General features: G+C 52.7%; 13 protein-coding genes. 12 read left to right on the top strand and 1 reads right to left on the bottom strand.

Going from position 1 to position 11,496, the window contains the following annotated elements; all coding sequences use genetic code 11:
* The 3 genes from Q0L39_RS08275 to Q0L39_RS08265 all read left to right on the top strand — a co-directional run.
* Positions 1-299: hypothetical protein (locus Q0L39_RS08275; protein WP_296628271.1), on the top strand; the 299-nt coding region annotated here is incomplete at its 5' end.
* Between the two features lie 47 nt (positions 300-346).
* Positions 347-1,051 carry a response regulator transcription factor gene (locus Q0L39_RS08270; RefSeq protein WP_296628269.1) on the top strand — a complete coding sequence of 235 codons (705 nt, stop codon included), beginning with the start codon at positions 347-349 and terminating at the stop codon, positions 1,049-1,051.
* Between the two features lie 37 nt (positions 1,052-1,088).
* Positions 1,089-2,489 carry a HAMP domain-containing sensor histidine kinase gene (locus tag Q0L39_RS08265; RefSeq protein WP_296628267.1) on the top strand — a complete coding sequence of 467 codons (1,401 nt, stop codon included), beginning with the start codon at positions 1,089-1,091 and terminating at the stop codon, positions 2,487-2,489.
* Positions 2,490-2,614: 125 nt separating this feature from the next.
* Here the strand turns inward: Q0L39_RS08265 and Q0L39_RS08260 are convergent, their stop codons facing one another.
* Entirely contained in the window at positions 2,615-3,310 is a 696-nt protein-coding gene (locus Q0L39_RS08260; RefSeq protein WP_296628266.1) for a helix-turn-helix domain-containing protein, read from the bottom strand.
* A 191-nt stretch (positions 3,311-3,501) separates the two neighbouring features.
* On the opposite strand from Q0L39_RS08260, the gene Q0L39_RS08255 reads away from it, so the two are divergent.
* The 9 genes from Q0L39_RS08255 to Q0L39_RS08215 all read left to right on the top strand — a co-directional run bounded on the left by Q0L39_RS08255 (position 3,502) and on the right by Q0L39_RS08215 (position 11,388).
* Entirely contained in the window at positions 3,502-4,176 is a 675-nt protein-coding gene (locus Q0L39_RS08255; RefSeq protein ID WP_296628264.1) for a histidine phosphatase family protein, read from the top strand.
* Positions 4,177-4,229: 53 nt separating this feature from the next.
* On the top strand, positions 4,230-5,111 hold the full coding sequence (locus Q0L39_RS08250; protein WP_296628262.1) for a DUF975 family protein: 882 nt from the start codon (positions 4,230-4,232) through the stop codon (positions 5,109-5,111).
* A gap of 23 nt (positions 5,112-5,134) precedes the next feature.
* The gene (locus Q0L39_RS08245; protein ID WP_296628261.1) at positions 5,135-5,593 is read left to right on the top strand and encodes a GNAT family N-acetyltransferase; all 459 of its coding nucleotides are present in this window, start codon (positions 5,135-5,137) and stop codon (positions 5,591-5,593) included.
* A 153-nt stretch (positions 5,594-5,746) separates the two neighbouring features.
* Positions 5,747-6,691 (top strand): DUF1385 domain-containing protein, encoded by a 945-nt coding sequence (locus tag Q0L39_RS08240; protein WP_296628258.1) that lies wholly within the window; start codon positions 5,747-5,749, stop codon positions 6,689-6,691.
* Between the two features lie 94 nt (positions 6,692-6,785).
* Positions 6,786-7,613, top strand: a complete 828-nt coding sequence (prmC, locus tag Q0L39_RS08235; protein WP_296628256.1) for a peptide chain release factor N(5)-glutamine methyltransferase — start codon at positions 6,786-6,788, stop codon at positions 7,611-7,613.
* A gap of 88 nt (positions 7,614-7,701) precedes the next feature.
* Positions 7,702-8,349, top strand: coding sequence for an HAD family hydrolase (locus tag Q0L39_RS08230; protein WP_296628255.1), 648 nt, complete (start codon positions 7,702-7,704; stop codon positions 8,347-8,349).
* 574 nt (positions 8,350-8,923) lie between these two features.
* On the top strand, positions 8,924-9,694 hold the full coding sequence (locus Q0L39_RS08225) for a PepSY domain-containing protein (RefSeq protein ID WP_296628253.1): 771 nt from the start codon (positions 8,924-8,926) through the stop codon (positions 9,692-9,694).
* A 204-nt stretch (positions 9,695-9,898) separates the two neighbouring features.
* Positions 9,899-10,492, top strand: a complete 594-nt coding sequence (locus Q0L39_RS08220) for an RNA polymerase sigma factor (protein ID WP_296628251.1) — start codon at positions 9,899-9,901, stop codon at positions 10,490-10,492.
* Positions 10,493-10,497: 5 nt separating this feature from the next.
* Complete coding sequence (locus Q0L39_RS08215; protein WP_296628250.1) at positions 10,498-11,388, top strand: PepSY domain-containing protein; 891 nt, start codon at positions 10,498-10,500, stop codon at positions 11,386-11,388.
* Positions 11,389-11,496: the final 108 nt, after the last annotated feature.

Here is an 11,496-nt window from a genome sequence, read left to right as displayed (position 1 = left end):
GCTACATGATCGTCTTTCCACAGCGATGGCTGGGGACAGTCAGCGCTGTCGTACAGCCGGAGGACGGCGAGTGGAGCTTCTTTGCCTACACCGGTCAGCTGGGAGATACCTCCACCATGCTGCTCAAACTGCGGGTCTACTCCGCCAAGGACTACCATGACAAGTTTGATTCCGACTACTTCGAGCTGATCGAACAGAAGGGATTGTTTGAATATTACGCCTATATCCCTGCCTCAAACAGTGATCTTGCCATCACCAGAGAGGAATTGACCGAAGAAATGTTCTTCTTTTTAGACTAGTTCCCATCGAACAAACTGACAACATTTTTTAGAAAGGATGGTTTTTTATGAAAAGAATTCTCGTTGCGGAAGATGAAGATGTCATCCGCGACTTTGTGGTAATCAATCTGCGGCGCAATGGCTACGAAGTGGTCGATGTGCCCAACGGCGACGAAGCAATCCGCGTCTTTGACGAAAACAATGGCGACTTCGACATCTGCTTGCTGGACATCATGATGCCTGGCAAGGACGGTTTTACCGTCTGCAAGGAGATCCGCAAGCGCTCCTCCACCGTGGGCATCATCATGCTCTCGGCAAAGAGCCAGGAGATGGACAAGGTCGGCGCGCTGATGTTCGGCGCTGACGACTATGTCACCAAGCCTTTTGGCCCTGCCGAGCTGGTCGCCCGTGTCGATGCGCTGCACCGACGGGTCAACATGGTCGCTGCCAAGCCGGTAGAGGACCCTAATGAGCTTCGCTCCGGTCCGTTTGTGCTCAACGAGCGAAGCCGCACACTGACCAAAAACGGCAAAAATATCGACCTGACCCAGGTGGAGTTTCAGATCATGGAATGTTTTCTCAAAAATCCAAACGTTGCTTTGGAGCGAAACACCGTGCTTTCCAAGGTCTGGGGCGAAAACTACTTCGGCGACGTCAAAATTGTCGATGTCAACATCCGCCGTCTGCGCATGAAAATTGAGGATGAACCCTCCAACCCCAAATACCTGACCACCGTCTGGGGCTACGGATACAAATGGAGCGTCCCCGAATAAACCTGTAAGACAAACTTAGGAAACGGGAGGTATTGGGTTGCCTACCAAAAAGCTAACCAAGCGCTGGCTGTACAACAACTTTCTTGTGATTCTCATCTTTCTGTCAGCGCTGATCATCGCATTTTCCCTTGCGATCCGCAACTATTATTACAACAGTGTCCTCAGCGTGATGAAAAACACTGCGACTGTACAAAATGCCAGTCTGGTCAACTACTCCGAGGACAACACCGTTGATTTTTCCGCCTCGGTCCGCAAGATGGTCGAGGACTTTGACGAGCGCGACCACATGGAGCTGATGGCCATCGACAAAAACGGCAAGGTCATCATCACCTCCAGCGGCTTTTCTCCCGCCGATGAAACCGACATGCCCGACTACACCGAGGCGCTCACCAGCCCGTCGAGGGATGCCTCCGCCTTTGACAAGATCAACGGCGAAAGCGTCCTTGCCTACACGCTGCTGGCTCCCTCGATGGACGACTCCAATCTGTCGGCGCTGCGCTACGTCGTTTCGCTGACCGCCGTCAAACGGCAGATCTACATGCTCATCGCGGCAGCGGGTGTTGTCGGCGCCGCGATCATCTTCTTTGTCATCCTCTCCAGCTCCTACTTCATCAACTCGATCATCAACCCGATCGACAAGGTGCGCAAAATTGCCCTGCAAATTTCCAAGGGTGATTTTTCCGCCCATCTGACCAAGACGACCGACGACGAGATCGGCGAGCTGTGCGACGCCATCAATGCGATGGCGCTGGAGCTGCAGGAAAACGAAAAGATGAAAAACGACTTCATCTCCTCGGTATCCCACGAGCTGCGCACTCCACTCACCGCCATCAAGGGATGGGCAGAAACACTGATGGACGATTCGGTAGACCGTGAGACCACCCGCAAGGGCATCGGCGTCATCATCAAGGAAAGCGAGCGATTGTCCGGCATGGTCGAGGAGCTGCTCGATTTCAGCCGCCTACAGAGCGGACGTCTGAAGCTGACCCTGACCAAGCTCGACCTGGTAGCTGAGCTGAGCGACGCTGTACTGATGTTCACCGAGCGTGCACGTCAGGAAGGAATCGCTCTGCACTACGACGAACCGATGGACATCCTGCCCATCATGGGTGATCCCAACCGCCTGCGCCAGGTGTTTGTCAACATTCTGGACAACGCCATCAAATATTCCGATGCGGGCGACAGCGTCACCATTCTGGTCAAGACCGGTGACGACAAGGCCATCATCCTGATTCAGGACACCGGCATCGGCATTGCGCCCGAGGATCTGCCCAAGATCAAAACCCGTTTTTACAAGGCAAATGCCACCCGACGCGGCTCGGGCATCGGACTTGCTGTTGCCGACGAGATTGTGTCGATGCACGGCGGTGTGCTCAGCATCGACAGCCGCGAAGGCATCGGCACCACTGTCAGCATCACTCTGCCGCTGTCTCTCTAAAATTATGCAAAACAAAAAACGTGCGAAAATTTCGCACGTTTTTGTTTTTCGCACAACTCTTTCGGGATGTTCATAAAAAGAGTCTTTCTTTTTTTACATTGCAATGATAAAATAAAACCTGTATTCTAATCGTGGTCGTGGAAGCCCAATCGGTTCTCCGAGTTTTGAATCAGATTGAGCAGTGCCTGCGACTGCTTAGGATAGTTTTGCATCAGATACTCGGTGGTGATCTTCATCTCATCAATGTTGCGCACACGGTCGGGATTTTTGTCCGAGCCCTGTGCCAGCTGCTGTGCTCTTGCCTCGCTGACCATCATGGATGCGTGGCAGTAGCCGCTGACCAGCTCCTGCGGAACCGAAAACATGGTGTTCTCGTTTTTGGGATTTGCCGAATACAGGATGCGAAATGCACGGTAAACCGCCATCATCAGGTAGTTGGAAATCTCGGTGTTCATCTGCTTGGACTCGCTTTTTCCCACCAGATCGTATACGATGCTCAGCGAGTTGGAGATCAGCTTTTTATTTAAAATCGGCATGATGTTGCCCTTGAAGATGACATCCTTGGAGCTGTCCGGTTCGGGAATATCCTCCACCGTCAGCTGGCGTCCGTTTCGCTCCGGCGAAACTCCCAGCAGATAATCACAGGAAACCCCGTAGAACCGCGCACATTTGACCAGAAAATCCAGACCGCATTCCCGGATTCCCTTCTCATAGTGGCTGAGCAGTGCCTGTGAAATACCAAATTCTGCCGCAGCCTGTTTCTGGCTGATCCCCTTTTCCTTCCTCAAAAGCGTAATAAGCCGTGGAAAATCGGCATTCATGTGTACCCCTCCTTACTCATGCGTGATAAAGTCTGCCACTGAAAAACTAGCACCTCTTATCTACATAGTGTAAATTATATTATACCAAAAACCCTTTGTAAAGTGTTTTTTCATCAGAAAAGAAATTTTTGGGTCGAATCTCCCCGAAAGGACTGGAGCCGACCTTTTGAATACAGAAAGGACGATTTGTTATGTTGACTTACAAGATTCATCTGTTCCGCCACGGAATCACCCGCGCCAATCTGGAAGGAAAATATGTGGGACTGACCGACTATCCGCTCTGTCAGGAAGGCGTGGACGCACTCAAAGAATTTGTCAAGGACAAGGACTATCCGCAGGTCGAAAAGATCTATACCTCTCCTCTGCGCCGCTGTCGGGAGACTGCACACATCCTCTATCCTGGCTACAAGACCTTCGACGTCCCGCAGCTGATGGAGATGGATTTCGGTGTGTACGAGGGCAAGACGCTCGATGAGCTGCAAAATGATGAGACCTTCATCGCCTGGAGCCGTGACAGCATGCACAATGCGCCTCCGGAAGGTGAGGACGGTCTGACCTTTATGCGCCGCGTCATCAAGGGTCTGGACGATATCCTCAATGACATGATGGCAAACGCTGTCCACAGCGCTGCGCTGGTCATTCCAGGCGGCATGATTATGTCGATGCTTGCACTGATGGGATTTCCGCGTCACCCGATGGGCGAGTGGGAATGTCATGCCGGCGCCTGCTACACCATCATCATGACTCCTGAGCTTTGGAGCCGTGACAAGGTGTTCGAGGTGCTGTGTGCTATCCCGATGAATCCAGAGGACCACTGGACCAACAAAAAATACTATGAGGACGGAGAAGAGATGTTCTTTGAATAATCCTTTCTGAATTCGGGCAAACCTAGATTTTAGAAAAAGGAGAATTCTCTGCTATGACGCTTCGCAAACAGATTAAATACAACGCCAAACGCTGTCTGTGCAACAACTGGGGCAAGGCTATGGCCATTGTTCTGCTCAGCTGCGCCATCTACCTTTTGTTCATCATCATCGAGATGATCGCCAACATGCTGCTCAAGGTGCCGGTGGGAACCGCCTCACTGATTCAGGGAGTATCGGACACCTGGCTGCTCTCCTTCGGGCTGAGCGTCGTTATGTCGATCGGCTCGTTTATCCTGCTGATTCCGTTGGAACTGGGCATCACCTCATGGTACTACTCCCTGTCCGACGGCAACTCGGAGGACATTCTGAACATCTTCTGCTGCTTTGCCAACCGCCGGATGTTCTTCCGCTCGCTGTGGCTGGCTATTAACGTCGGTGTCCGCGTGCTGCTGTCTTCCGTTCTCTATCTGATCGTCCCAACCGCCGGCCTTGTACTGGGCGGACAGATCCTGCGATACGGCACCTTCTCCGGTGCTGCCTTTGTTGGCAGCCTGGCACTGGTGCTGTCCGGTGCGCTGTTCATCCTCATGCTGCTGTTCCTGCTGATCCGTGTGCAGAAATACTTCCTTGCAAAGTATTATCTGCTCGACGGCAAAACCACCGTCGGCAAAGCCATCCGCGCTTCCATCCATGCGACCCGTGGACTGCACGATGAGATCTTTGTCTTTCAGCTGTCCTTCATCGGCTGGTGGATCAGCTCGGTGCTCATCCTGCCGATGCTCTATTCCTCGGCATACTATTCGATGAGCGCGATGCTGTACGCCCGTTTTCTGATAGAGCAGGACCGCCGTGCCAACTCCCTGGTTCCGGTGGAAACACCGGAGGAGATGGAACAGACCCGCTCGTTTGACCCGCAGACTCCTGACGAAGAATAGCCTTTGCAAAGGAAGTGACCTCTGTGAACATCCGCCCTCTGCACAATGAGGACTATCCTGCGGTGGATCGGCTGATGCAGCAGGTCCACCAACTTCACCTGGATGCCCGTCCTGACCTGTTTATCCCGCTGGAACATCCGCTCCCTCCTGAACAGTATCAGGAGATGGTGGGCTCTGACAGAGCAATCTGCCTTGCCGCCGAACAGGACGGACAGATCGCCGGTATCTGCTTTGTCACTATCCGGAATAAATCCTGTATGGTGGAGGACATCATCGCCTACCTTGATGACCTGTGTGTGGACGAGAGGTTCCGCCACCTTGGCATCGGCAAGGCACTGATGGAGCGTGCCCAGCAGCTTGCCAAAGCAAAAGGTGCTTCCCGTCTTGACCTGATGGTCTGGGAGTTTAACCGAGCTGCCCTGCAATTTTACCGGTCGCTTGGAATGGAGCCGCAGCGGTACATCTTTGAAAAGAAGCTGTAACCATCCTCTCGCCCTGTCTGCCAATCGCGGCAGACAGGGCGATTTTGTGCTTTTCACCGAAAAAAGGGACTATATTTATTCACAAATTCATGATATACTGTTTTTGTCAAAAATCGTAGAATCACATTTTTACATAAAGGAGTTCTTTGTCCCATGGAAAAACAGAAAAAGAGTTGTACAATCAAAACTTCCATCGGCGGTCAGGCGGTCATCGAAGGCGTCATGATGCGCGGCCCCAAAAAGACCGCCCTCTCGGTGCGGCTGCCCGACAACACCATCAGCACCGAGGAGTGGGCTACCCCTGACGGAAACAAATGGTATAAAAAAACACCGTTTATCCGCGGTATCTTTAATTTTGTCGAGTCGCTGACCTGCGGCTATCAGAGCCTGATGAAGGCCGCCGAAAAGGCAGGTCTGGACGAGGAGGACGAGGAGCCTTCCAAGTTCGAGATGAAGATGCGTCAGGTGCTGGGCGACAAATTCATGCCGGTGCTGGAAGGATTGATCCTGCTGTTCTCGCTGGCAATGGCGCTGTTCTTCTTTGCATTTCTGCCCACCACCTTTGTCAACCTCCTCAGAGGAACCATCACCCATCCGCTGGCACTGTCCGCACTGGAAGGTTTGACCAAAATCGCAATCCTCATCATCTATCTGGCAGCAATCTCCCGCATGAGCGACATCCACCGCGTCTTTATGTACCACGGCGCAGAACACAAAACCATCTTCTGCTATGAGCACGGCGAGGAGCTGACGGTGGAGAACGTGCGCAAATACACCCGCTTCCATCCTCGCTGCGGCACCAGCTTCCTGGTCATCGTGCTGCTGCTGTCCATCCTGGTGTCCTCCTTTGTCACCTGGGACAACGTCTGGATGCGTGTGGGACTGAAGGTTTTGTGCCTGCCGATCATCATGTCGCTGTCCTATGAGTGCATCAAGTATGCCGGACGCCACGACAATCTGTTCACCCGCATCCTGTCGGCGCCTGGACTTTGGACCCAGCGTCTGACCACCAAGGAGCCGGATGACAGCATGATCGAGGTAGCAATCGCTTCGATGAAACGGGTCATCCCTGAAAATCCAAACGAAGCACTGTTTTAATCAAGTTTTTTAGTATAATTCATCTATCATTTTACTATTAGTATTCTCTGTCGGAAGGTACGGGAATTTCCCGTAGCAACACAAGGAGGCAATCATGACCTATCGGGAACTTTTTGCTGACGCCTGTCGCCAGGGCATTGCACCGCACGAAGCCCAGCTGCTGCTGGAACATCTGTGCGGACTGTCCCACACGGCGCTGCTCATCCACTTTGACGATCTATGCGCAGAGGAGATTTGTGCTCCCTTTCAGCAGCTGGTCGCCCGCCGGAAAACCGGCTATCCCCTGCAATATCTGCTGGGTGAGTGGGAGTTTTTCGGTCTGCCGTTCTATGTGGGCGAAGGTGTGCTGATTCCCCGTCCCGACACCGAAGTGCTGGTGGAGAAAGCAATGGAGCTGTGTGACGGACTGTTTGCACCGCAGGTCTGTGACCTGTGTTCCGGCACCGGCTGCATCCCGATTGCCATGAGCCAGCATCTGCCTGACAGCGCACAGCTGACCGCTGTGGAGCTGTCCGATCAAGCGCTTGTCTATCTGCGCAAAAACGCCGAGCGCCACGCCTGCAGCAATCTCACGATTGTACAGGCGGATGTGCTGCAATGGCAGCCGCAGCAGTCCTTTGACCTCATCACTGCCAACCCTCCCTATATCAGCGCCGACGAAATGCAGACGCTGGCACCGGAGGTTTTGCAGGAGCCGCGCATGGCACTGGAGGCGGAAGAAAACGGACTGCAATTCTACCGCATCCTGTCCGACCGCTGCCGCAGTTACCTCAAACCGGACGGCTGGCTGCTGTTCGAGGTCGGCTATCAGCAGGGACAGGCTGTCCGTGCGCTGATGGAGCAAAATGGCTTTGACCGCGTGCGCATCATCTCGGACTACGGCGGCAACGACCGCGTCGTCCTTGGACATTTGACAAAATAGCATCTGAACAGCGAAGGCATCCAAACAGTCTTCGCTGTTTTTATGAGAATAGAATTTATGATACATTGTGTAATAACAGGAGGAACTTATGCAGAACGGAAAATACAAAGCGGTGGTCTTTGATCTGGACGGCACCGCTGTCGACTCCCGCTACAACCTGGAGGCATTGCAGCGCACCTGTGTGGCAATGATTGGACGGGAGGCCACCGAGGAAGAGCTCAAGCTGAGCTACGGCATGACCGCCCAGAATTCGATCCGCTATTTCGGTATTCCCGACGATCAGGCCGAGCGGTTTGAGCAGCTTTGGATTGAAAACATCATGGAGCTTGCCAAAAATGCCCAGCTGTTCGAGGGAATCTATCCTGCGATGTGCCGCATGAAGGAAGCCGGCATCCTGCTGGGAGTCAACACCTCCCGCACTTCGAGGGAGATGGGCGACCTGGAACACTACATCAAGGAGCCATTTTTGCAGCTGTGCAGCACCATCGTCACCTGTGACAAGGTTGCTCACCCGAAACCTGCTCCTGACTCGATGTTCTACTTTTTGCAGCAACACCAGCTGCAGCCGTCCGAGGTGCTGTTTGTCGGTGACAGCGAGTTCGATGCCGGCTGTGCCAAAGCAGCCGGATGCGACTTTGCACTGGCAGTCTGGGGCTGTTTCTACCCTGATACCATCGACGCCACCTATAAGCCCAACCATCCCGATGAACTGCTCCGTATCATCGGTCTTGCTTAGAACAGATAAAAATACCACCTGTCAAAAACAGGTGGTATTTTTTTATGCCCGCTGCAATAAAATAAGGCGCTCACCAGTTATTAAGGCAGAAGGATAAAAACACCTTCAAAAGAATCCGCAAAAATTTTTGAAAAATTTTTTCTCCCGCTGCAATAAAACAAGGCGCTCGCCAGTTATTAAGGCAGAAGGACAAAAACACTCAAAAGAATCTGCAAAAACTTTTGAAAAAATTTTTCTCCCGTTGCAATAAAACGAAGCTCTCACCAGTTATTAAGGCAGAAGGACAAAAACACTCAAAAGAATCTGCAAAAACTTTTGAAAAAAATTTTCTCCCGTTGCAATAAAACGAAGCTCTCGCCAGTTATTAAGGCAGAAGGACAAAAATATTCTCAAAAGAACCCGCAAAAACTTTTGAAAAAAATTTTTCTCCCGATGCAATAAAACAAGGTGCTCGCCAGTTATTAGGGCAGAAGGGAAAACAACTTCCTTCCAAAACAAAAAACAGAAAGATCTTTCAACATATTCTCTATCAACCATCAGACGCCCCTGAAAGGCAAAGAAAGGACGTTATCTTATGAAAAAAATGAACAAACGCTTCTCCGTTATCGCACTCGCCGCTGTTACCCTGCTCACCACCGCTTCGGTAGGCGCAGCTTCTGTTTACCGCAATGTCACCGCTCAGCAGAATACCGCTATGAAGGTACAGGTCAATGGAACCTCCGTCAGCCTCAAGGATGACGACGATACCAACTATCCGCTCATCCTCGATGACGATGTCTACCTCCCAGCTGAAGAAATGGCTGACGCTCTCGGCTACGACGTCACCGTCAAGGACAACACACTCAGCATGACCACCAAGAAGGCTGCTTCCTCCACTACAACCACTACAACCTCCACCGGCGACATCGGCGCAGAAAAGGCCAAGGAAATCGCTTTGCAGCACGCTGGCCTTACCGCCTCCCAGGTATCGTTCATCAAGGCGGAACGCGACTATGACGACGGCAGACTGGTCTACGACGTCGAGTTCTTCACCTCCAACAAGGAATACGACTATGAGATCGCTGCTGCTGACGGCACCATCCGCTCCTACGACTGCGATGCAGAGGGCAGCTACACTCCAGCAACAACCACCAGCACCAACTACATCAGCTCGGACAAAGCCAAAGAGATCGCTCTTGCTGATGCCGGCCTTACTTCCTCCCAGGTTTACTTCTCCAAGGCAGAATTTGACTACGACGATGGCCGCGCCGAATACGAAGTAGAATTCCGCAACGGCTTCACCGAATATGAGTACACCATCGACGCTGTCAGCGGCAGCATCCTCAAGAGCGAAAGGGATCATTAAGCCACCTGCTGCAAAAAACTTGCAAATCTCCCTTTCCCCTGATATACTAAAACCATTGGGCAATCCCGCCTGAACGCTCAGTCATCCTTTCACAAGCGAGATTTCCTGTATTGAATTCACAAACGAGCGGTTCAGGCAGTCCATACTGCCTGAACCTTTTTATCTGTCACCGCAACTTTTTTCGTGGGGAGGGAGCCAACCAAGATGCTCATGACAATGATGCTGGTGGAAAACCGCTTCCAGCCGCTGCGTCCGTCCAACAATCCGCAGGAACTGGAACAGATGCTGGCTCAGATTGCGCTGGGCAGCCAGACTGCTTTTGAATCGCTGTACCGCGCCACCGACAGCGCCATCTACGGCTATGCGCTGTCGCTGACCAAAAATCATCATGAGGCGCAGGATGTGATGATGGACACCTATCTGAAGATCCGCTGTGCTGCCCATCTGTATGTGCCGCAGGGCAAACCGATGGCATGGATTCTGACTATCACCAAAAATCTTGCCTTCACTCGCCTGCGTGCAGCCGGACGTCAGATTCCCACCGAGGAGATCGAACAGCCCGCTCCTCCCTTTGACCACGACACCGAGGAAGCCATCGCGATGGAGCAGGCCATGCAGGTGCTGGAGGAGCAGGAGCGGCAGATTCTGGTGCTGCACGCTGTCACAGGACTGAAGCACCGCGAGATCGCCGAGATCACCGGACTGCCGCTGTCCACCGTGCTTTCCAAATATGCCCGCTCACTCAAAAAGGTGCGCAAGGTTCTGCTGGAAGAACCTTCGTCCCGCAAGGAGGTGTAACTGTCATGCCAGATCACAACAAAAAAACATTGTCCGATGAACAGATCGAATCCATGATCGCAAAGGCAGTTGCCAAACGGGTTCCCAACATCTGCAAACAGGCGGCGGAAGCTCCCATCGTTCCATTGGAGATGGTGGACGACATTGTGCCGCGGCAGTATCCACGGCGCAATCTGTGGCCCAGACGGCTGGTCGCTGCTGTACTGCTGCTCTGTCTGTGCGCCGGTGGATTTTTTGCCTACACCTGGTTTTCGGTCAAGGCGGTCATCTCCATCGACATCAACCCTGGCATCTCGCTCTCGCTCAACCGGTATGAGTATGTCATCAACGCTCAGCCGCTCAATGACGACGGCGCCGATGTGCTGGATGACCTGAATCTGGAACGGCTCGACCTGGACACCGCTCTCAACGCGCTGATCGGCGCCATGAACCGCAAGGGCTATCTGTCCGAAGGCGCCACCGCCAGTGTCTTTGTCAGCGGCGAGGACGAGGACTACAACCAGAAGCTGTACCGCGAGGTCAGCGAAGATTTTGCCCACCTTGCTCCTTCGATGGTCACCCAGCAGGCGGACAGCCAGCAGCCATCCGACGACCAGCAGCCGCAGTCAAACGAAACACAGACGGACAGCACACAGACCCAGCAGTCGGATAGTCCATCGACTCAGCAGCCGCAGCAGTCTACTGACACTGCCGTTTCGCTGGAACAGGCCCAACAGCTCGCGCTTCAAAAGGCAGGGCTTAGTGACTCCGAGGTCACCTGGAAGAAGCTGGAGCAGGATGAGGACGACGGCCGTATCGTATATGAACTGGAATTTATCAGCGGACGCACCGAATATGATTGTGAAATCGACGCTGCTACCGGAAACTTTCTAAAGTTTGAACAGGAACAAGACTAAAAGCCAACAAAAAAGAGCCATCGCACAGCCTGTGAACTGCACCCCATTTGTTAGACAGTATGGTATACTGAATAACAAGTGGGGTGATTTTTATGCCAAAAGAGAGAA

Origin of the sequence: uncultured Negativibacillus sp., assembly GCF_944388365.1 — a bacterium.
In the GTDB taxonomy this organism is placed as follows: domain Bacteria; phylum Bacillota; class Clostridia; order Oscillospirales; family Ruminococcaceae; genus Negativibacillus.
The sequence above is the reverse complement of the archived record's forward strand: the minus strand, read 5'-3'. Positions and strand labels throughout refer to the sequence as shown.